General features: G+C 58.2%; 20 protein-coding genes and 1 pseudogene. 10 read left to right on the top strand and 11 right to left on the bottom strand.

Annotation, left to right across the window (positions count from 1 at the left end):
- Positions 1-214: 214 nt before the first annotated feature.
- Genes RB602_RS14695 through holA form a run of 4 tightly spaced genes read left to right on the top strand, consistent with a single transcriptional unit; the run spans position 215 to position 4,822 of the window.
- Entirely contained in the window at positions 215-667 is a 453-nt protein-coding gene (locus RB602_RS14695; protein WP_317081623.1) for a DUF3576 domain-containing protein, read from the top strand.
- Between the two features lie 18 nt (positions 668-685).
- Positions 686-3,217, top strand: coding sequence for a leucine--tRNA ligase (gene leuS, locus RB602_RS14690; RefSeq protein WP_317081621.1), 2,532 nt, complete (start codon positions 686-688; stop codon positions 3,215-3,217).
- Positions 3,214-3,786, top strand: coding sequence for an LPS assembly lipoprotein LptE (gene lptE / locus RB602_RS14685; RefSeq protein WP_317081620.1), 573 nt, complete (start codon positions 3,214-3,216; stop codon positions 3,784-3,786). The genes leuS and lptE overlap by 4 nt, the downstream gene beginning before the upstream one ends.
- 13 nt (positions 3,787-3,799) lie before the next feature.
- Entirely contained in the window at positions 3,800-4,822 is a 1,023-nt protein-coding gene (gene holA, locus RB602_RS14680; protein WP_317081618.1) for a DNA polymerase III subunit delta, read from the top strand.
- Between the two features lie 311 nt (positions 4,823-5,133).
- Here the strand turns inward: holA and RB602_RS14675 are convergent, their stop codons facing one another.
- Entirely contained in the window at positions 5,134-5,571 is a 438-nt protein-coding gene (locus tag RB602_RS14675; RefSeq protein WP_317081616.1) for a DUF4402 domain-containing protein, read from the bottom strand.
- Between the two features lie 236 nt (positions 5,572-5,807).
- On the opposite strand from RB602_RS14675, the gene RB602_RS14670 reads away from it, so the two are divergent.
- The 3 genes from RB602_RS14670 to RB602_RS14660 are packed head-to-tail and all read left to right on the top strand — an operon-like array spanning position 5,808 to position 9,723.
- The gene (locus tag RB602_RS14670; RefSeq protein ID WP_317081615.1) at positions 5,808-7,343 is read left to right on the top strand and encodes an SLC5 family protein; all 1,536 of its coding nucleotides are present in this window, start codon (positions 5,808-5,810) and stop codon (positions 7,341-7,343) included.
- Positions 7,340-8,818, top strand: a complete 1,479-nt coding sequence (locus RB602_RS14665) for an FGGY family carbohydrate kinase (RefSeq protein ID WP_317081614.1) — start codon at positions 7,340-7,342, stop codon at positions 8,816-8,818. Before RB602_RS14670 ends, RB602_RS14665 begins: the two co-directional genes overlap by 4 nt.
- On the top strand, positions 8,818-9,723 hold the full coding sequence (locus RB602_RS14660; RefSeq protein ID WP_317081613.1) for an alpha/beta fold hydrolase: 906 nt from the start codon (positions 8,818-8,820) through the stop codon (positions 9,721-9,723). Before RB602_RS14665 ends, RB602_RS14660 begins: the two co-directional genes overlap by 1 nt.
- A 27-nt stretch (positions 9,724-9,750) precedes the next feature.
- On the opposite strand, the gene RB602_RS14655 is transcribed toward RB602_RS14660, so the two are convergent.
- From RB602_RS14655 to secB, 4 genes are all read right to left on the bottom strand, one after another.
- Positions 9,751-10,476, bottom strand: coding sequence for a DUF4136 domain-containing protein (locus tag RB602_RS14655; RefSeq protein ID WP_317081612.1), 726 nt, complete (start codon positions 10,474-10,476; stop codon positions 9,751-9,753).
- A 323-nt stretch (positions 10,477-10,799) separates the two neighbouring features.
- Positions 10,800-11,795 carry a tryptophan--tRNA ligase gene (gene trpS, locus RB602_RS14650; RefSeq protein ID WP_317081611.1) on the bottom strand — a complete coding sequence of 332 codons (996 nt, stop codon included), beginning with the start codon at positions 11,793-11,795 and terminating at the stop codon, positions 10,800-10,802.
- Between the two features lie 11 nt (positions 11,796-11,806).
- Positions 11,807-13,459 carry a murein biosynthesis integral membrane protein MurJ gene (murJ, locus tag RB602_RS14645; protein ID WP_317081610.1) on the bottom strand — a complete coding sequence of 551 codons (1,653 nt, stop codon included), beginning with the start codon at positions 13,457-13,459 and terminating at the stop codon, positions 11,807-11,809.
- A gap of 109 nt (positions 13,460-13,568) precedes the next feature.
- Positions 13,569-14,084 (bottom strand): protein-export chaperone SecB, encoded by a 516-nt coding sequence (secB, locus tag RB602_RS14640; protein WP_317081608.1) that lies wholly within the window; start codon positions 14,082-14,084, stop codon positions 13,569-13,571.
- A 365-nt stretch (positions 14,085-14,449) separates the two neighbouring features.
- On the opposite strand from secB, the gene RB602_RS14635 reads away from it, so the two are divergent.
- The 3 genes from RB602_RS14635 to RB602_RS14625 all read left to right on the top strand — a co-directional run bounded on the left by RB602_RS14635 (position 14,450) and on the right by RB602_RS14625 (position 17,106).
- Positions 14,450-15,157, top strand: a complete 708-nt coding sequence (locus RB602_RS14635) for a Tim44/TimA family putative adaptor protein (RefSeq protein ID WP_317081607.1) — start codon at positions 14,450-14,452, stop codon at positions 15,155-15,157.
- Between the two features lie 63 nt (positions 15,158-15,220).
- A complete protein-coding gene (gene mltA, locus RB602_RS14630; RefSeq protein ID WP_317081606.1) occupies positions 15,221-16,423 on the top strand; it encodes a murein transglycosylase A in 1,203 nt (400 codons plus the stop codon).
- Complete coding sequence (locus RB602_RS14625; protein WP_317081605.1) at positions 16,420-17,106, top strand: Smr/MutS family protein; 687 nt, start codon at positions 16,420-16,422, stop codon at positions 17,104-17,106. Before mltA ends, RB602_RS14625 begins: the two co-directional genes overlap by 4 nt.
- 34 nt (positions 17,107-17,140) lie before the next feature.
- On the opposite strand, the gene RB602_RS14620 is transcribed toward RB602_RS14625, so the two are convergent.
- From RB602_RS14620 to rpmH, 6 genes and pseudogenes are all read right to left on the bottom strand, one after another.
- Positions 17,141-17,803, bottom strand: coding sequence for a glutathione S-transferase family protein (locus RB602_RS14620; protein ID WP_317081603.1), 663 nt, complete (start codon positions 17,801-17,803; stop codon positions 17,141-17,143).
- 176 nt (positions 17,804-17,979) lie between these two features.
- Positions 17,980-18,600 (bottom strand): ribosome biogenesis GTP-binding protein YihA/YsxC, encoded by a 621-nt coding sequence (yihA, locus tag RB602_RS14615; RefSeq protein WP_317081601.1) that lies wholly within the window; start codon positions 18,598-18,600, stop codon positions 17,980-17,982.
- Positions 18,597-20,399, bottom strand: coding sequence for a membrane protein insertase YidC (gene yidC / locus RB602_RS14610; protein ID WP_317081599.1), 1,803 nt, complete (start codon positions 20,397-20,399; stop codon positions 18,597-18,599). Before yidC ends, yihA begins: the two co-directional genes overlap by 4 nt.
- Before the next feature lie 49 nt (positions 20,400-20,448).
- Positions 20,449-20,655: pseudogene (gene yidD, locus RB602_RS14605) on the bottom strand (membrane protein insertion efficiency factor YidD); the annotation flags it as partial.
- 3 nt (positions 20,656-20,658) lie between these two features.
- Entirely contained in the window at positions 20,659-21,048 is a 390-nt protein-coding gene (gene rnpA / locus RB602_RS14600; protein WP_317084580.1) for a ribonuclease P protein component, read from the bottom strand.
- Between the two features lie 106 nt (positions 21,049-21,154).
- Positions 21,155-21,289 (bottom strand): 50S ribosomal protein L34, encoded by a 135-nt coding sequence (rpmH, locus tag RB602_RS14595; RefSeq protein WP_317081597.1) that lies wholly within the window; start codon positions 21,287-21,289, stop codon positions 21,155-21,157.
- Positions 21,290-21,451: the final 162 nt, after the last annotated feature.

The following is a 21,451-nucleotide window of genomic DNA, read 5'->3' as shown; positions in this document are numbered from 1 at the left end:
AGATCTTCATAGTTAGCGAGACATGAATGGGCGATTGGCGCGCTTCGATCATCAGCTTTTTTCTCGCGCCTCGTAAATCCGCGCGTAATGTCGCTTGGCATAAGCGCATGATCGCACTTGTGCTTAATTCACGCTAACCCTAAAGCGGCGTGCATGAAGAGCGTGCAGGTGGGATATGTACGAAACAGGAAGTTCAGTGAAGAGAGAGAAAGTCATGTTGCAGCCAAAAGCAATCCTTACGGCAATGGTGCTGGGGAGCACCGTGACGCTGCTCGGAGCCTGTGGCGGTGGCGGTGATGATGATCGTCCCGAAGACCGGATTGCGCCATCGCAGGTGACAACCATTGGTGTGAACAGCTATTTGTGGCGCGCCTCTCTCGATACCGTTTCCTTTGCGCCGCTGGTGCAGGCAGACAGTGCAGGCGGGGTGATCGTGACCGACTGGTATTCAACCCCGCAAAACCCCAATGAGCGGGTCAAGCTGACCGTCTATATTCTCGATCAGGATTTGCGCGCCGATGCGCTGCGCGTCGCGGCTTTGCGCCAGGTGGCGCAGGGCGGCAATTGGGTTGATGCCTCTGTACAGGCTGCAACGGTGCAGAAGCTGGAACAGATCATCCTGACCAAGGCCCGCGATCTGCGCCGCAGCGCCGTCTATGACAACTGATCCGCCTGTGCGGGGGCAATGATGACGGATACCGACAAGCGGTTCAATCCGCTGGCAGCAGACGGCAAATGGCAGCAGCTTTGGGAAGAGCAAAAGACCTTCCAGGCCGATAGCAGCAGCGACAAGCCCAAGCGCTATATCTTGGAGATGTTCCCCTATCCTTCGGGGCGCATCCATATGGGTCATGTGCGCAACTACACCATGGGCGATGTGCTGGCGCGGTTTGAACGGATGCGCGGGCACGAGGTGCTGCACCCCATGGGCTGGGACGCTTTTGGCATGCCCGCCGAGAACGCCGCGATGGAAAAGGGTGTGCACCCGGGCGGTTGGACCCGGCAGAATATCGCCACCATGCGCGATCAGCTCAAGCGGCTGGGTTTCGCCTTTGACTGGAGCCGCGAACTGGCGACCTGCGAACCGGACTATTACGGCCATGAGCAGGCGCTGTTCCTCGATATGATGGAAGCGGGCCTCGTTTACCGAAAGGAAAGCGCGGTCAACTGGGACCCGGTCGATATGACCGTGCTCGCCAATGAGCAGGTGATTGATGGCCGCGGTTGGCGCTCGGGCGCGCTGGTGGAGAAGCGCAATCTCAACCAGTGGTTTTTGAAGATCACCGATTTTGCCGAGGATCTGCTGGCGGGTTTGGATGACCTCAAAGACTGGCCGGAAAAAGTGCGTACGATGCAGGAAAACTGGATCGGCAAATCGCAGGGCCTGACGTTTGATTTCAAGGCCGACAATGGTGAAGTTATAACTGTTTTCTCCACCCGTCCCGATACGATTTACGGGGCGAGTTTTGTCGCTGTTGCGGCCGACCATCCGCTGGCGTTGAAACTGGCCGAAGACAATGCCGCACTGGCGGAGTTCGCCGAGGAATGCCGCCGCACCGGCACTGCGGCTGCCGAGATTGAAACACAGGAAAAGCGTGGCTTTGATGCCGGGTTAAAGGCAACCCATCCGCTTGATCCGAGCTGGGAATTGCCGGTCTATGTCGCCAATTTTGTGCTGATGGGCTATGGCACCGGCGCGGTATTCGGCGTTCCGGCGCATGACCAACGCGACCTTGATTTCGCCCGTAAATATGATCTCCCGGTGAAGCGCGTCGTCAGTGATGGCGAGGAGACAGCGCCCGAATTTGCAGGCGATGAAGCCTATAGCGGCCCCGGTTCCATCGTGAACTCGGACTTCCTCAACGGCCTATCCATAGAAGACGCGCAGAAAGCCGTGATTAACCGCGCCGAATCCGAGGGCTGGGGTAAAGGCTCAACTGTCTGGCGGCTGCGCGATTGGGGCGTGTCGCGCCAGCGCTATTGGGGTACGCCGATACCGATCATTCATAGCCCCGATCACGGTCCGGTACCCGTCCCCAGAGACCAGTTGCCGGTGACACTGCCCGAGGATATCGATTTCGACACCCCGGGCAATCCGCTGGAACGGCACCCGACATGGAAGCACACGACCTGCCCGATCAGCGGTAAGCCTGCGCTGCGCGAGACCGATACGCTTGATACGTTCGCGGACTCGAGTTGGTATTTTCTGCGCTTTGCCAGCCAGCCCGATGACAAGCCGTTCGACAAGGAAGAGATCGCGAAATGGTTGCCGGTGGCGCAATATATTGGCGGCGTTGAGCATGCGATTCTGCACCTGCTCTATGCCCGCTTCTGGACCCGGGCGCTGAAACATATTGGCCTGCTCGATGTGGATGAGCCTTTTGCCAGCCTGTTCACCCAGGGCATGGTGACGCATGAGACCTATCAAATGGGCGATGGCAGCTGGCTCTCGCCCGATGAGGTGCGCAAAGATGGTAGTGATTGGGCGCATATTGAGAGTGGCGAGCCGGTAGAGGTTGGCCGCGTCGTCAAAATGTCCAAGTCGAAGAAGAATGTCATCGATCCTGAGCCGATTGTCGATCAATATGGTGCAGATGCGGTGCGCTGGTTCATGTTGTCGGACAGCCCGCCCGAACGTGATCTGCCCTGGTCCGAGGCGGGGATTGAAGGCAGTTGGCGCTTTGTTCAGCGTGTCTGGCGCATTGCCCACATGGCGGATGCTGGCGCGCCTGGCGAAGCAGGCGCTGATAAGGCGCTGCTCCGCGTCCTGCACCAGACCATATCCGGGGTGACCGAGGATATTGGCCAGCTCGGTTTCAACAAGGCAGTAGCCAAGCTCTATACTCTGGCGGCGGCCATCGAAAAAGCACAGCCTTCGCCGGATCGTAATGAGGCGATCCGCTCGCTGGTGCTGATGGTTGGCCCGATGACGCCGCATCTGGCTGAAGAAGCATGGGCGCTGCTTGGCGGCGAAGGCCTGATTGCCAATGCCGCATGGCCGGTCGCTAATATGGCGCTGGCGGTGGATGATGAAGTCACCATCGCGGTGCAGGTCAAGGGCAAGCTGCGCGACACGATCACAGTTGCCAAGGGCCTGCCCAAGGACGAGATGGAAGCGCTTGCACTCGCCAGCGAGAAGGTGCAGCGTAGCATTGACGGTGCCGAGGTCCGCAAGGTGATTGTGGTGCCCGACAGGCTGGTGAATATTGTGGTATGAGTAAGAGCAAAACAAAACCGTTAGGGCTGAGCTTGTCGAAGCCCGTCTCTCAAGTTGAGAAACGCCCTTCGACAGGCTCAGGGCTAGCGGTATTCTTTGCACTATTCTCTATCCCCCTCCTCACCGCCTGCGGTCTGCAGCCGCTTTACTCCGGCGGCACCCAGGGCGTCGTCGCACAGAATCTGGGGCAGGTGGCCATCGCGCCGATTGAGGGCGAGGCGGGCTGGCTGGTGCGTAATGAACTGACGGACCAGCTTGCGCCGGTGCAGGGCGATGCCGCGCGCTATCAGCTGGTGGTGCAGCTGGATGACCAGATTGAGGGCTTTGGCGTCCTCGCCAATGACCAGATTACGCGTGAACGCCGCACCCTGCGCGCGCGCTATCAGCTGGTGGAGATCGCCAGCGGAGAAACGGTGATCGATGCCACCGCCGGATCGGATGCCGGTATCGATGTGGTGAGCAGTGAATATGCCACCATCGCAGCGGAAAACCGAGCGCTGGAAAATCTGTCGCGCGAAGTGGCGAACCAGATTGTCACACGGCTTTCGCTTTACGCCAGAGAACAATAGGGTTTGAGCAATAATGGCGAAGATCAAGTCCGATAATTTCGCATCGGCCCTGAAGCGCGCCACCGCTGATACCCGCCTCTTCCTCTTTTACGGCCCCGATGAATCGGGTTCGGCTGCACTGGCGGAAAAGACGCGGCTGCATATCGGTGCCGATGCCGAAAAAGTGGAACTGAGCGGACCGCAGCTAAAGGAAGACCCGGCGCTTTTGGCACAGGAAGCCGCCTCGCTGTCGCTGTTCGGCGATGCGCGGGTGATCTTGGTGCGTGGGCAAGGTGAGGAATGTTTCGCCGCGATAGATGCATTACTCGAAGCCGAGACCGTTGCCAATCCCTGTATCGCTCAGATTAGCGGCATTACCGACCGTTCACGTACGGCCAAGCTGGCGGGTGGCGATGACCGCGCGCTCGCCTGTATCAGCTATGTGCCCGATGTGCACAATGTCGCCGCGACCATCCGGGAGATGGCGGAAGCACGCGGCCTCGCGATGCCGCGAGAGATTGCCGAGACCATCGCCCGCTATACCCGTCTCGACCGGCGGCTGGCCGAGATGGAAGTGGAGAAGATCGCACTCTATCTTGATGCGCAACCTGGCCAGCGCGCCAGTGTTGATATGCTCGTGATGGAGCAATTGGCGGCGGAGACCGAGGATGATGCACTCGCCCCGGCGATCCAGACGATCCTGTCCGGTCGCACCGCGCAGCTTGCGGCGGAACTGGATCGGCTTTCCGATGGCACATTGCAGCCGGTGCTGCTGATCCGGGCGCTGGAGGCGCGTTGTGTGCAGCTTGCCAAAGTCCATCGGCTCATGGCGGACGGCAAAGATGCCAAATCCGCGATGCGCAGCACCGGTATTTTCTGGAAGGAAGAAGGCGCGACCCAGCATCAATTGCGTTGTTGGCCACCCGCTGCGCTAGAGCGCTTGGCCGAGCGGCTGCTCACCATCCATGCCAAGGTGATGCAGAACAGCCAGGATGCCGTGCGGCTGTTGGTGCAGGAATGTACCATGATTGCCATGGCGGCGGCGCGCAAGCGTTGAGGCAATTATAGACTGTGTAAGTCGCTTAAAAACCGTTCGTGTCGAGCGTAGTCGAGACACAGTTTTCCACTTGCAAGGGCCTCTCGACTTCGCTCGAGGCGAACGGTTAAGCTGGGTCATCTAAAACAGGAAGTAGGTTAGCAATAGTTTCCTACAAATCTAAAAAGCGTTATTATCGGCGGATCGCTTTGGCACGAACTTGCACAGTGTTGGACAAATCCAAAGGTCACCGGTTTCTGCGGTTCCCGAGCCTAACTTTCGTAACCTTCGTCAACTTGTATTGACACTTCCCAACAGCGTGGACTGGCCGCCTATTCATACTCTGCCGTAATCGGGATGCGACCGCGATAATGGCCGCCAATGCCACCGCTGACCTTCAGCGTCCCGGCAAAGGAAAAGACCAATGTACCATCCGGGCCGATGCGCGGGCTGGGCGACAGGCTGGTTTGCAGTGACACCAGATCGGCATGCCCCCCGGTCTGGCTGGTCAGGCGGATGCTGTGCGGCAGATCGACCCGCACCGCACGCCCCGGCTCGCCGGTAATGCGTGCCGAACCGGTCAGCGCCAGCCCGCCAAGATCAACCAGCCCACCATCGGTGCGGGTGCTGCCGCTGGCCGGGTCAATCTGCACTTCACCAGCACCGGCTCCGGCAAAAGCAAGGCGGTTGAAGCGGATATCGGCCTCTATGCTGATCCTGAGCGGGATTTGTGGCTGGTTCGCGGATCCGGATTGGTCTTCATCGCCCAAGCAAAGACGACATTGCGCTCTTGCCGCCTCCAAGCCCATGGGCACCGAAGCACACAGCATTATGAGCGCGATAAAGGGACGTAACCACCGCATAATCAGTCATATTATCAAGTGAGACCGAAAAAACGGTTAACGGCGAATAAACCATAAAGCAGAGCGTTGAGCGGCGCGGCTCACTTGCACTTTGCGGTATGACGCATAGGGTGGCGGCAAGAGGATGACAAAAGGCCAATCATTTGACGGTATTTTCAGCGGGCAATAGCGGCTCGATAGTGCAGCTCACCATATTTGCGGGCATCATGCTGTTGCTGGCCGGGATTACCTGGTGGCATGTGCGCGGGCACCATGCCGGGATTGACGGTGATTCCAAAGAGGTGTTTCTCGCCGGTGGCGGCCTCAACTGGTTCTTTGTCGCCGGCGCTATCACCCTGACCAATCTTTCTACTGATCAGCTGGTTGGCATGAACGGCAACCAGATGCTGTTGCTCGCCTGGTGGGAGATGGCCGGTTTTGCCGGGCTGCTGATCCTCGCATTTGTGTTTGTGCCAATCTATTATCGCAACCATTGCACCACAGTGACTGAGTTGCTCGAAAGGCGTTACCAACAGCGCAATGTGCGCACCGTGATTTCGGCGATGTTCCTGTTCGGTAACCTACTGATCTATATGCCTGCGGTGATATATTCCGGCGCGCTGTTTCTGCGATCGCTCTTTGGTCTGGACGAGGGGGCATTGATCCCGATTGCTGCCGCACTGGCGGTGGTGGGTGGTGCCTATGCCATATTGGGCGGGCTGCGCGGCGTGGCGGTTCTGGATACCTATAGCGGCATCGGTATATTGGGGATGGCGCTGGTGGTAGTCTATCTGGCGCTGCAGGCAGTGGGTTTTGATCTGAGCACTGGCGTCCCGGCGCATCGGTTGACCCTTATCGGCGATAATGACTCGCCCATTCCCTTCCACACACTGTTCACCGGTATGGTGTTTATTCAGATATTCTATTGGAGCACCAATCAGAATATCACCCAGAAGGCGCTTGCTGCTCCCACAGTACGCGAGGCGCAAAAGGGTGTGATGGTTGCCGCGATTATACGCCTTGCTATTGTTCCGGCGATTGTCGTTATCCCCGGCGTGGTGGCATTCAAGCTTTTTGGTGATGTCAATGACGCTGCTTATGGGATGGTGGTTGCCGAGGTGCTGCCGCCCTGGACCAGCGGCATTTTTGCTGCGATGATTGCCGCGGCGGTGCTGACCACATTCTCTGCAGTTCTGAACGCGACCTCTACCCTTTATGCGGTAGATTTTCACAAGGTGTTTATCAACCCGGATGCCAAGGCAGGTCGGCTGAACTGGATGATGGGTATCGCCGCCACGGCATTGGCAATTGCGCTGGTGCCCATTTACGCCAATGCGGAGAGCATTATCAATCTTCTGCAGGAGCTCAACGGTCTCTTCTCGATGCCGATCCTGTCGGTCTTTGCCGTGGGCTTGTTGTTCCGCAATGTTGATGCGCGGGCAGCGATTACCGGGCTGTTATGGGGGCTGGGAATTTATGCGCTGCACACATTCTGGTTCTATACGCCGCAGCCCTATTGGGGCGACGAGACATTATACCGCATGCTCGGCTTTGATTGGCTGCACTATATTGATGTGATGGTGTTCGTACTGTTCAGCTCGATAGTAGTGGCGCTAACGGTCAACCGGCTGATCTTTGGCAATCGCGCGACTTTATTCTGGCAGAGCGAGGATGGCATGAAGGGGGCGGCGACCGCATGAGCGACACGATATTGGTTCTCGATGAAGGCACGACCTCGACCCGTGCAATGCGCTTTGCCGTGGACGGCAGTTGCCTTGGCAGCAGCCAGCAAGAGATTACTCAGCACTATCCCCAATCGGGCGAAGTCGAGCATGACGCCGCCGAGATATGGCAGCGCAGCGTCGATGTGATGCGCGCCGAGATTGAAGCGGCTGGCGGCGTGGAGAATATCGCGGCTATCGGCATCACCAATCAGCGTGAGACAATTGTCTTTTGGGACAAGCGCAGCGGTGAGCCATTAGCGCCAGCGATTGTGTGGCAGGATAGGCGCACTGCTGCGATTTGCGACCGGCTGCGGGCCTATGGTCATGAGCCGATGGTGCAGCGCAAGACCGGGCTGCTGCTCGATCCCTATTTCTCGGGCAGCAAGATCGGCTGGGCATTGGAGAACTGGCCGCAATTAAAGGCGGCCGGAGAGCATCTCGCAGTCGGCACGGTGGAGAGCTATCTGATTTTCCGCATGACCGGCGGATTGCATATCACCGATGCCAGCAATGCCGCGCGCACCGCGTTGATGGATATTCATTCGGGGCAATGGGATGATGAACTGCTCGGCCTGTTCGGCGTGCCGCATGCGATTTTGCCCCAGATCGTCGATTGCGCCGGAGACTTTGGCCGCACCGAAGCGGACCTGTTCGGCGCGCCGATTCCGATCTGCGGCATGGCAGGAGACCAGCAGGCGGCGACCATAGGGCAGGGCTGTTTCGCGCCCGGCGATACCAAGGCGACCTTCGGCACCGGGGCTTTTGTCCTCTCCTATGCCGGGACCAGTGCACCTTTGTCGGCGCATCGCATCCTCACCACCATTGGCTGGCAGCTTGATGGCGTGCGTCACTATGCGCTTGAAGGGTCGATCTTTGTCTCTGGCAGCCTGATCCAATGGCTGCGTGATCAACTCGGCATGATTGTCGAGGCCGAGGAAAGCGAGGCCTTAGCGCGGTCGGTAGCCGATAATGGCGGCGTCACCATCGTGCCCGCGCTCAGCGGATTGGGCGCACCGCATTGGCGCGCCGATGCGCGTGCGGCGATTACCGGCCTCAGCTTTGCCAGCGATAAGGCGCATATCGTCCGCGCGGCACTGGAGGCGATGGCGCATCAGATGATGGACCTCAAAACCGCCTTTGCCGCCGATGGTGTCGATTGGTCGCAACTGCGCGTCGATGGCGGCATGGTGAGCAATGACTGGATGGTGCAGGATCTCGCCGACATATTGCAGCTTGAGGTTGATCGGCCCGACTTTATCGAGACCACAGCGCTGGGTGCGGCGATGCTGGCGGCGACCGGTGCGGGGCTTTATCCCAGCCTTGAAGCATCGGCCGCGATGCGCCGCTCGGGCGGCGCATTTACCCCCAAGATGCAGGATGCGGAGCGTTCAGCACGTTTGGCCCAATGGCAGGCGGCGCTGGCGTCGGTGCTTGCCCAAGGTGCGCCATAATGCGGTGGGCCATATTGCTTATCGGCTTGGTCGCTTTGGGTGGCATGTCGGTGGTGATGATGTTTGTGCCCTATCCCAATGCAAGGGCACGCGCCACTGACGGAGTCGAGCACAGCATTGCCCGCGATGGTCGCAACATTGCCTATTTTGTGCAAGGCGGGGGGCCTGTCGTGGTTCTGCTGCCCAGCGCCGGGCGAGAGGCCAGCGATTTCAACGAGCTTGCCGATCAGTTGAACTATAAGGGCTATCGCACGATTTCTATTGAACCGCCGGGGATCGGTAATTCTGATCTCCCCGATGAGGATATGACGCTGTTTGATCTTGCCGATGATGTTCGCGCAGTGCTCGATGCTGAACTCGCATCACAAGACAAAGCGGTCATTCTCGGCCATGCCTTTGGTAACCGTGTGGCGCGAGCAACGGCGGCCAAACATGGCGAGCGCATTGACGGGGTTATCCTGCTGGCGGCAGGTGGCAAGCAGCCAATACCGCCGCGTGCCGATGCCGCGCTGAAAGGCAGTTTCAACCCGCTGCGCACCAGCGTCAAGCGGCTGGCCAGTATCCGTTATGCCTTTTTCGCCGGGGCCAACCGGGTTCCCGAGCATTGGCAACGCGGCTGGCATATCGCCACGGCGCGGTTACAGGGCAGAGCCGTGGAGCTTACCAATACGGATGACTGGTGGCTGGCCGGTGATGAGCGGATTCTGGTGGTGCAAGGTGAGGCGGATACCATTGCACCGCCGGAAGATGCCGGTCAGGCACTGGTCAATGATGCCAAAGGCCGCGCCGAGATTGTGATCGTTGAAAAGGCGGGCCATGCCCTGCTACCCGAACAGCCCGATGCGGTAGAAACAGCAGTGCTGGAGTTTCTTGCGAAACTCCAGCACCAGCAAGGTCCTGAATAAAGGGGGCAGCCCCTTTATAGAACAGCCTTAGCGACGGGCCGAGCGGTTCAGCGTCTTCACCTTGACCTTGTCATCATCAAGTGAGACCCGCACCGTTTCGCCCGAGTTACCGGGGAATTCGGCGAACATGGCTTCGACCAGGTTAGGCACCAGATAGGTCAGGTTGTTTGAGCGCGACGTTGCCTGTGCGCGGCCTTCAAAGACGCGGACATTGTCGGCGACGCGGTCAATCTTCAGCGCCAGCTCGGAGTTATAGATGGTGTAGCTGCGGACATCCGGGCCAAAGCCGCCGCCCCAGCCCCAGCCGCCCCAACCGGGACCCCAGGCACCCCAGCCGGGTCCCCAGCCAAAGCGATTGAAGCCGCCCCAGCCGCCCCAGCCACCCCAGCCGCCCCAGCCACCCCATGGGCCAAAGGCACCAAAGCCCGGACCGATGCCAGGGGTTGTGCGAACGCGCTCCCGACCGCCATCAACGACATAGTCGAAGCTGACAACAAGGTCGGTCGCTTCCGGATTGGATGCAGGGGCATAGCCTTCCTGCTGCATCCGTTGGGTAATCATCATGGCATATTGATTGGCCTCGATGCTGCCCACCCGTGCCGGATCGGCCGGAACTACGGTAAAGCTCTCACCCTGTGGTGGCGGCAATTGCTGAAAGCGCGCCACATCAGCGCGGAAAGGTGTGGTACACCCAGCCAGCATCAGCAGTAATGCCGGTATAATGATGCGCAATGATAGGGGTGTGTTTGTCATTTTGCGTTCCTGTTCTGGCCTGCTACCCGGCCTCGTTCTTAACGGTCCAATTCTGGTCACCCATGCGACCTTATTGTGACGCTGCCTTGCGCGAATCATCAGATTCGATCCTGCTTTGAGGCAAGAGCTTAGCAGCAATCACTCACTATGGCGCGCATAGTGGATATGCCGCCATGAATATCTATTGAATAAAATGGCCAAGGCATAGGCTTGGTTCCGCAAAACCGATGCAAAAAATTGCAAGCAAGCGATAGGCAGGGACTATTACGCTTGTGTAATTCTACTGCCAGTTGCCAATGACGTCACCGGCTCAAATGCCCGGTTTACGCGCTTTGCAGACCAAGAGCGCGATAGGCTCCGGCTACGGTCGGCGCTGCCAATGCACGTGCCTTTTCCGAGCCTTGCTGTAAAATCGCGTCAATAGCCGCAGGATCGGATTTTAGCGCAACAAAACGCTCGCGGATCGGGCGCAACGTTTCGACCATCACCTCGGCCAATGCCGGTTTGAACGCACCAAAGCCCTGTCCGGCAAAGTCCGCCAGCACATCTTCGGGCGTGCGATCGCTTAATGCCGCCATCATGCCAACCAGATTGGCGGCTTCGGGGCGCTCTTCGAGTGCTTCCAGCGAATCCGGCAGCGGTTCCGGATCGGTCTTGGCCTTTTTCACTTTCTTGGTGATGGTGTCGTCATCATCAGTGAGGTTGATCCGGCTCATATCCGAAGGGTCAGACTTGGACATTTTCGCCGAACCATCGCGCAGGCTCATCACCCGGGTTGCGGGGCCTTCGATAATCGGATCGGGCAGGGTGAACAGCTCGGTGTCGAAATCACTGTTGAACTTGGTCGCAATGTCGCGCGCGAGTTCCAGATGCTGTTTCTGGTCCTCACCCACAGGGACATGGGTGGCGCCATAGATCAGCACATCGGCAGCCTGCAGCACCGGATAAGCATAAAGCCCGACGCTCGCGCCCTCACGGTTTTTGCCCGACTTTTCCTTGAACTGGGTCATGCGGTTGAGCCAGCCCATACGCGCGGTGCAGAACAGCAACCAGGCGAGCTCGGCATGTGCTGGAACCCGTGCCTGATTGAATAGCACCGCGCGCTCTGGATCGACACCACAGGCTACCAGCGCCGCCGCCATTTCGCGGGTGTTGTTGGCCAGTGCCAGGGGTTCATTATAGACGGTGATCGCATGCAGATCGGCGAGGAAGAACAGGCACTCCATCTCATCCTGCATCGCGACCCATTTCTTGATCGCGCCGAGATAATTGCCGAGATGCAGATTGCCGGTCGGCTGGATCCCTGAAACCACGCGCATCACTGTCTGTCCTATTCTGCTGTATCGGTTGTTGTGGCGTTAGCGGATTTGCGGGATGTGAGCAGCTTTATCCGCTCCTTGTCCACGGCACCGCCAAACCATGCGGCGAGGGCATAGACGATCAGACCGACCAGCACCAGTAGTGCGAGCGAGACGATCCGTTCTATCGTTGAGCCGGTGAAAAACACCAAGCCATAGGGGATGACATAGATCATCGCCAAAGCCATCAGCGTCGCGGCCAGCGCAATGCGTGCCAGCCGAAGCAACAGGATAAGCGGCAGGCGATAATGGCCACGATAATGCAGTACCGAGTATAACATAGCGGTGTTGCACCATGCGCTGATCGCGCCCGCAAGCGCCAGCCCGACAATGCCGTAAATCGGGATGAGCAACAGGTTAAGCGTGATGTTGATCGCCAGCGATATGCCTGCGGTGACAACCGGTGTGCGGGTGTCCTTGCGTGCGAAAAAGCCGGGTACCAATACCTTCACGAGCACATAGGCAGGCAGGCCGATGACCAATGCCGAGATAACCGCCGCCGTAGTCAGCCCGTCCTCATCGGTGAAATTACCACCGACATAAAACGCCCCGGCGACCGGCCATGAGGCGACATAGAGCGCAAAGGCTGCCGGAATGGTCAGCAGCATCGACAATTCGATCGCATTGGTTTGTAACCGGCTCGCGCCATCGGGATCATCACTGGCAATCAGCCGCGACAGTGCGGGCAATATCGCGGTGCCAAGCGCAATGCCGATAATGCCCAGCGGTAACTGGTTGAGTCGGTCGGCCATAGCGAGATAGGTAAGGGATCCTTCGGGCAGACGGGCGACAAAGAACAAGTCAACAAATCGGCTGATCTGATAAATGCCCGCGCCGAATATTGCCGGGAAGATCAGAACCCCAAGCTCGCGCACATTATCATTCAGCCTCGGCCTGCCGATGCGGACAGAAAAGCCGCTTTTGCGCACCCAATAGGCCAGCCAGAGCATCTGCAACAGGCCGGAGATGGAAACCGCAAAGGCGAGATAATAGGCGGTGCGAACTGTCATGTCCTCGCCTGCGCCGGACAATGCCCCGGCAATCAGCGCGATCACCAGACAGATATTGAGCAGGATCGGTGCAGCGGCCGCCGCAGCAAAGCGTGACAGGCTGTTCAATATACCCGCCAGCAAAGTGGTGATGCTCATAAAGGCGAGATAGGGAAAGGCGATCCGCGCCAATGTGGCGCTTAGCGCTGCCTTTTGCCCTGCCTCATCACCGCCGGAAAAATCACCTGCGATCAGCCAGATAATTCCCGGCATGGCGATCATGAAAATCGCCGAGAACAGCAGCAGGACAGGCACCAATATTGAGACAATGTCGGTGACAAAGGCCTGCGCTGCGGCATGGCCTTTAGCGTTGTCGGCATCCTCATCCGCCTCATCGCCATCATCGGCCTTACTGCCATGTAGTCTGCGATTGAATAGCGGTACAAAAGCAGCCGAAAACGCGCCCTCGGCAAAGAGGCGCCGGAAGATATTGGGCATCTGAAACGCCAGCTGCCAGGCATCGGCGGCCAGCCCCGCGCCCAATATCCGCGCCAACAAGATATCCCGCGCAAAGCCGAAGAACCGGCTGACCAGTGTCAGCCCGCCTATGGTTCCTGTGGCTTTGAGCAGATTCATTGTGACTGAAACTTACACCGTAAGGGCTGAGCCTGTCGAAGCCCGTCTATCAACTGAGAAGCGCCCTTCGACAGGCTCAGGGCTAACGGTGTATTTTTGTCGTCGGGGTTCAGGCATTACCTGCCGGTTGTTCACCAGCGGCTTGCTGCCGGTCATGCTCGGCGCGCTGTTGGGCATAGAGCGCGTTGAAATCAATCGGCTCCAGCATCAGCGGCTGGAAACCGGCATCACGCACGGCATCAGCAAGAATGCGACGGGCAAAGGGGAAGAGGATGCGCGGCGCCTCGGCGAACAGGAAAGGCTGCACCTGATCTTCCGGCACATTGCGCATGCCGATCAGTCCGGCATAAGCCAGCTCAACGATAAAGGCTGTGCCCTGGTCGGCGGTCGCTGTTACAGTGATTTTCAGCTCAACCTCATGCACCTCGTCATTCAGCTTGCGTGAGCCGATGTTGAACTGCACGTCAATCTTGGGCTGACCGCCCCATTGATAGGCATCGGGCGCATTCGGGTTCTCGACCGACATATCCTTGATATATTGCGAGATAATGCCAACGGCAGGCGCGGTGTCATTGCCATTTGCGGTGAGATTGTCGGATGTGATGTTGCCATCATCGTCGGCCATGGTGCTTCTTTCTGTGTTATCCGGGTGTTCTTGATCTGATGCGATAGCGTGCAAAATGCCCGATGGGACAGCCTTGCAAGCCACCAAAATTCTTGCGCTTGCGCCTAGCAGTGACTTGCCGATAGGGCAACATCCCTGCCACCCGGATTGTGTAGCGCGCTGAGCACAGTGCGCGACTCAAAAGGCATACTGCCGTAATTATCTGTCACATCAGGGCATGGAATCGCGAAAACAGCCGAATTAAACGGTCTTGCCATTTGCAAATGATGGAAATTCCCTTATCTTAATAACAGTATGTTGTCTCTTTGCGTATAGAGGCAACAGCTATTGTTCATATTCCGGTGTTTATGCCAGGTGTGAACAACATGGAAATCATAGAACGGGCTATCATTATCGTGTCACCGGAAATCATCATTCTTGCCATGGTTGCAGCGTTTCTCGGGCTTCGCCTCTACTCGGTGCTGGGTAAACGCACAGGGCATGAGCAGGAGCCTATGCGCCGTCCGCTGGATCGCTCCATGCCAGAGCGTACTGTGCCCGAAAGCCCGGCCAATGAGCGCGAGCCACAGCCCATGGGTCAGGACTCGCAGACTGTGACCGAGTTTAACCCGGCTGTTGAAACCGCCGCCGAGGATGGCCTGCGCCGTATCGCCAATGCCGATCGCCAGTTTAACCCGGTGCGTTTTCTTGCTGGTGCCAAGACGGCTTATGACATGATCCTTGAGGCCTTCTGGACCGGCAATAAGGATGATCTCAAGACGCTGACTGACGAAGATGTCTATGCCAGCTTTGCCGAAGTGATCGATGCGCGCGAAGAGCGTGGCGAGACGCTGGAGAATCGTCTGGTGCGGATTGAAAAGGCGGTCATTGCTGACGCTGAACTTGATGGCAAGATTGCGCGTGTCACCGTGCGTATTGATGCCGATATCGCTTCGGTCGTGCGTGATCGTGATGGCGAAATGATCGCCGGATCGCTCACCGATGCTGTCGAAACCCATGATATCTGGACCTTCGCTCGCGATGTTCGCAGCGATGCACCCGACTGGGTATTGGTCGAGACCGACGAAGCCTGATCCGTCAGCATGCGCAAACGGGGCATGCGGAAATATCCTTCACTAGCTGGAATGGGTCGCATTATGGCGATTGCTCTGTCCGTCGCACTGGCTTCTGCTGCTGTGCTCGCTGGCCCTGTCGCGTCTGCTCCTGCCGATGCCCCAGCCGTTCCCCAGTCTGAAGATGACGGTGTCCAGATAGAGGAGATCACACGCGCCGCGGATATGGCGCTGCAACAGGGGCCTTCGGTGGCGGACCTCGCTATCACACAAGAAGATGCGCGCGGCGCGCTGATCGCCTTCCGCACAAGTTGCCCATCGCTTATCAATCCCAATCGCGAGGACCGCTCGGGTCTGACCCAATCGCAGGACTGGGCTGATGCATGTGCAGTGGTGAAGGAATGGGATGAAGATGATGCTGCGGCATTCTTCCAGACGCATTTCGAGACGTTGCAGGTCGGCGATGGTGCGGCCTTTGCCACCGGCTATTTCGAGCCGGAAATCGCCGGATCGCGCACCCGTCGTCCCGGCTATGAAGTGCCGGTCTATGCGCGACCCGATGATCTGGTCGATGTTGACCTCAGCCAATTTGCCGATGAATGGACAGGCAAGCGGGTACGTGGCCGGGTCGAGGACGGCAAGCTTGTGCGCTATGCCGACCGTACCGCGATTGAGGATGGGGCGCTTGCCGGACAAGGTCTGGAAATTGCCTGGGCCGCCGATCCGATAGAGTTTTTCTTCCTGCAGATTCAGGGCTCGGGGCGACTGGTCTCACCCGAAGGCGAGGTCATCCGTATCGGCTATAACGGCCAGAACGGCCATGATTATCTCGGCATTGGCCGGGTGCTGCGCGATGAGGGCAAGCTCGAGCCGGGGCAGGCCAATATGCAGGGTATTCAGCAATGGCTGCGCGATAATCCCGAAGAAGGCCGCGCGCTGATGCGGCGCAATGCCAGCTATATTTTCTTTCGTGAGCTGACGGGGCCCGGGCCGCTCGGCTCCATGGGTTGGCCGGTCAGCGGCGAGGACAGCGCCGCGGTTGATCCGGCCTTTGTGCCAATGGGCGCGCCGGTGTTCCTCTCCATGGATCGCGATGAACCCAATGGCTTATGGGTGGCGCAGGATACCGGCGGCGCGATCAAGGGTGCCAACCGGTTCGATACCTTCTGGGGAGCAGGCAGCCGCGCCCGCACCATTGCCGGGGGTATGTCAGCGAGGGGTCAGGCGCTGATATTGGTGCCCAAAGGCACCTATGCGCGATATGCACGCGCCGCCGCGCTGAGATGAGCAAGCGGCCGCTCTCTGATGCAGAAGCGGCGCTGTGGCAACGGCTGATTGCGACGGTAACGCCTTTGGAGCAACCCGCTCGATCAAAACCCGTTCCAGATGAGTACCGACTGCAAGCACCCAAGCCATTATCGCGCCATGTTGCGCCGAGTGAGCCACACCAAACACGCCTTGGTTCTGAGCCAGCAAGGAAGCCTCTGACCCCAACCCAGCAGGATTTTGCACGCTTGCTCGATAGCGCGCGCGGCGCAGATTCTTCAAACAGCAACGGCACGCCGCTCGTTCAGAAGCGCGGCTACACCTTTCAGCCTGCGCCCAAGGCGAGTAGCGGTAATTTGGATGGGCATTGGGAGCGGCGCCTGGGCAAAGGTCTGATCGCACCCGATATGACGGTCGATCTGCACGAGCATTCGCTGGCCAATGCCTATGCCCGGATGGATCAGGCGCTAGCCGATGCGCAGGCGCGCGGTGCGCGGGTGTTGCTGCTAATCACCGGCAAGGCGAGGCCTGCACCCCACAGCCATGCAGCCCATGGCCGCGAACGTGGTGCGATCCGCAGAGCGATGCAGGACTGGCTAATGGCCTCGCGCCATGCCGGCGATATCGCCGCCGTTAGAAACGCGCATCCCCGCCATGGCGGTGAGGGGGCGCTGTATATAATCCTGAAAAGGCGGCGTCGTTGAAGATCCTCCCCGTGAACGGGGAGGATTTCAGCCCTTAAGTCGCCAGTGCGTCAAAGCGTTCGATGGACCAGTCCTCGGTCACCGCTGCGGCGCACCATTGTTGCATCCAGTCATGCTCCAATATCGCCTCGCTATAGGCCTCGGCAAAGCCGGGCAGGGTGAAGCCATAGGTCCGGAAGCGGGTGATCACCGGGGCATACATAATGTCCGCCGCGCCGAAGGTGCCGAAGAGAAACGGCCCTTGCTTGCCAAAACGTGCCCGCGCTTCGGCCCAGAGCGAGAGAACCCGCATAACATCGGCCTGACATTCGGCGCTGATTGCCTTGTCATCGAGCCGCTGGCGGATATTCATCGGCAGCTCCTGACGCAGCGCCATGAAGCTGGAGTGCATCTCCGCCGCCATCGATCGCGCCATGCCGCGCGCGGTTTCATCCTTGGGCCAGAAGCGGTCGCGATGGGTCTTGTCGGCCAGCCAGTCGATAATCGCCATCGAATCCCAGATCACCGTTTCGCCATCCCATAGAATCGGCACTTTGCCATGCGAGGGTGCGAACTCTTCACCGGTCTTTTGCTTGTCCCATTCCTCGCCATAAAGCGGGACGGTGATCTCCTCAAAAGCAATACCCGATTGCTTGCAGGCCAGCCAACCGCGCAATGACCAGCTTGAATAATTCTTGTTGCCGATAATCAGTTTCATAGTCGATGCCTTGATTATTGCTTTCGCCCCTCTTCCTTTAGGGGAGGGGCAGTGAGACTTAATGAGCGTAGCGAATTTAGTCGCAGCGGGGTGGGGAGTGTCCGCTTGCGCGGCGCTTTTGGAACGCCCCCACCCCAACCCCTCCCCTGAAGGGGAGGGGCTAGTTTGGCTAAACCCTAACTCTCAATCGATGACAGCACAAATTGCCTTAAGTCATCAATGCCTAAATGTTTTTCCGATGAAGTGGTGAATATTTCCGGGTAAGCGGCAGGACGTTTGCGAATGGCTTCGGCGGTTTTGTCCTGCACCTTCGCCAGATCGCTGGCCTTCACCTTGTCACCCTTGGTCAGCACAATCGCATAGCTGACTGCCGCTTCATCGAGCATTTCCAATATCTCATGGTCGACCGGTTTGATGCCATGGCGGCTATCGATCAGCACCAATGTGCGCTTAAGAACGGTGCGCCCGCGCAGATAATCATTGATCAGAAAACGCCATTTTTTGACCACGTCTTTCGGTGCCTTAGCATAGCCATAGCCAGGCATATCGACGAGGCGGAACAGCGTCGGATCGCCAATCTCAAAGAAATTGAGTTCCTGTGTCCGTCCCGGCGTGACCGAGGTGCGGGCAATGGCGCGGCGGCCGGTAAAGGCGTTGATCAGCGAGGACTTGCCGACATTGGAGCGCCCGGCAAAAGCGATTTCCGGCACCGTCGGATCGGGCAGAAACTCGAGCGCGGGCGCGGATTTGAGAAATTCAACGCGACCGGAAAACAGTTTCTGCGCAGCCTCGCTCACTTCTCTGCCGCTTCCAGTTCCTTCTTGCGCGCCTTTTCTTCTGCATCCTTGGCCATTTGCTCCTTGAGAGCCGGGTGGCGCGAATAGAACCATTTCTGTTGTGCAATGGTGAGGACGTTAGAGACCATCCAGTAAAGCTGGAGACCGGCAGCAAATGGCGCCATAACAAACATCAGGACCCAGGGCATGATGCTGAACACCTGTGCCTGAACCGGATCAGTCGGCGCCGGGTTGAGCTTGAACTGCAGCCACATGGTAATGCCAAGCAGGATCGGCAGGATGCCGATAGCGAGGAAGCTTACCGGCTCGAAAGGCAACAGGCCGAACAGGTTGACCGGGGTCAATGGGTCGGGTGCGGAAAGGTCCTTGATCCAAAGCGCAAAGGGCTGGTGCCGCATTTCGACGGTCAGTAAGAGCACTTTGTAAAGCGCAAAGAAGATCGGGATTTGCAGGAAGATCGGCAGACAGCCACCGAGAGGATTGACCTTCTCTTCCTTGTACAGCTTCATCACTTCCTGCTGCATCTTGGTCTTGTCGTCGGCATATTTTTCCTGAATCGCCTTCATCTTGGGCTGCACTGCGCGCATCGCCGCCATGGATGCAAATTGCCGTTGCGCGATGGGGAACATCAGGCCGCGGATAATCACCACCAGCAGAATGATCGCGACACCGAAATTACCGACCGCATCAAACAGCCATTTCAGCAAATAGAAAATCGGCTTTTCAAACCAGTAGAACCAACCCCAATCGACCGCGCGGTCGAGCAGGGTGATGCCCTGCTCGGTATAGCTGTCGAGCAGCTCAACATTTTTCGCGCCCGCATAAAGCCGGGTGCAGGTTTCCAGCGTCGCACCCGGCGCGACAATCTGTGCCTCATAGAGCAGGTCGCTGCGGTACAGGTCGCCATTGGTGTTGACGAAACGGCCCTCAACTTCGCTGCCTTCGCCTGCGATCAGTGCCGAGAGCCAGTAAATATCGGAAAAACCCAGCCATGATACCTGGCCCTCGGGCTCGGCAGTTTTGTTGGCGGCTTCGCTGACATCATCATAATCCCAGGAGAAATTCGCCGCGCCGTCAAACACGCCAATCGGGCCGGTGCGAATAATCCAGGTACCAACATCGGCGGTCTTGCTGGTGCGGCTGACATAGCTGATCGGCTGCAATGTGACCGGGGCGTTACCGCTATTGGTGAAGCTCTGCGTCGCAGTGATCAGATAATTTTCATCAATGCTGTAGCGGATAGAAAAACTCTGTCCGGTGGCGTTGGTCCAGCTCAGTGTAACCGGCGTTTCAGGCGTCAGTGTCTCGCCATCAGCGCTCCACACGGTTTCGCTGGTGGGGCGGTCAATGCCCTGACCCAGCCAGCCAAATTGCGCAAAATATTGTGCATCGGTGCCTTCGGGGCCGAACAACCGCACCGGATCACTGCCCTTATCGATTGTCTCTCTATGCTCGGTCATCGTCAGGTCATCAATTCGGCCACCGACCAGATTGATTGAGCCTTTGACCAGCGGATTGGCAATCGCAACGCGCTGGCCAGTGCCAAGTGCCGAATCCACCGTCACCGGTTTGACGGTTGGTGCAGCCGCCGTATCGGTGCCAGCATCGAGAATATCACCAGTATCGGCGGACGGCGCCGGCGTAACACCGCTGGCAGCACTGTCTACGGCATCAGCTTGCGTTGCATCAGTCGCCTCCGGTGGAGGGGCGGGGTAGAAATATTCGATCAGATATTGCGATCCGAACAGCACCGCAGCGGTGAGGACCACCGCCAGGATAATATTACGCTGATTTTCCACCACTATCGTCCTTAAATTCTACTGTGTCGCCGGGATTGCAGCAGGCAGGTGGCACGGGATCATATCCGTACCCGCCCCATGGATGGCAGCGCAATAGCCGCTTGATCGCCAGCCAGCTACCCTTAATTGCGCCATGCACTTCCAGCGCTTGTATCGCATATTGCGAGCAGCTGGGCGTATAGCGGCATGTCGGCGGCAAAATCCGCGATGGACCCCATTGCCACAGCTTGGCGATAAATATGAAGAGATGCCTCATACGCTATTTATGGGGCCTTTTGGATGCTTTGCCATGCCTCTTGTGACGCGGTTTCGACGAACGATGCGATTCCTTACCATCAGCGAAGCGTTTCAGGCCGCGGCTGAGGTCAGAAACCAATACATCCCAGTCACAATCAAAGGCGGCGCGTCGGGCGATAAACACATGATCCGCACCTGCAGCACCTTGTTCAGGCAGTATCTGATGCACCAAGGCGCGCAAACGGCGCTTTATCCGGTTGCGGACCACGGCATTGCCGATTTTCTTGGTAACGGTAAAGCCAGCGCGCTTGGCCTGATCGCCATCATCGCGGTGGTGAATGATCAATACAAAGCCGGGGCATGCGAATCGCCAGCCGCGATTCGCTGCTAGAAACTCGCTACGCTTTTTCAGCGTAGCTATAGGTGCTTTTGGGCGTGTTTCAGAACGCGCCCTCTTATCGCACGCTGGATTATGAGCAGGGGTGTCTGTCTCGCTCAGACGCTGGTCAGCTGGGTGATCAGGCAGAGAGTGACTTGCGGCCACGAGCACGGCGCGCACGCATGATTTTGCGGCCTGCGGCGGTAGCCATGCGGCTGCGGAAACCGTGGCGACGCTTGCGCACTAGGTTGCTGGGCTGAAATGTGCGCTTCATCGCGGCACTCCTTAATTACTGGCTGCGGTCAGGACCGCATAGCTGTTACATTGTCCGGTTTGGCGAACGGCGATATCGGCTGTGCCTCAGACGCAGCGTTCTTCAAAGCGCAGGCCATTATCCGGCAAGGCGCGCACTGTCAAGCCGGAACGGGAGAAAAGC

Origin of the sequence: Parasphingorhabdus sp. SCSIO 66989, assembly GCF_032852305.1 — a bacterium.
GTDB classification, from domain to species: domain Bacteria; phylum Pseudomonadota; class Alphaproteobacteria; order Sphingomonadales; family Sphingomonadaceae; genus Alterisphingorhabdus; species Alterisphingorhabdus coralli.
The sequence above is the reverse complement of the archived record's forward strand: the minus strand, read 5'-3'. Positions and strand labels throughout refer to the sequence as shown.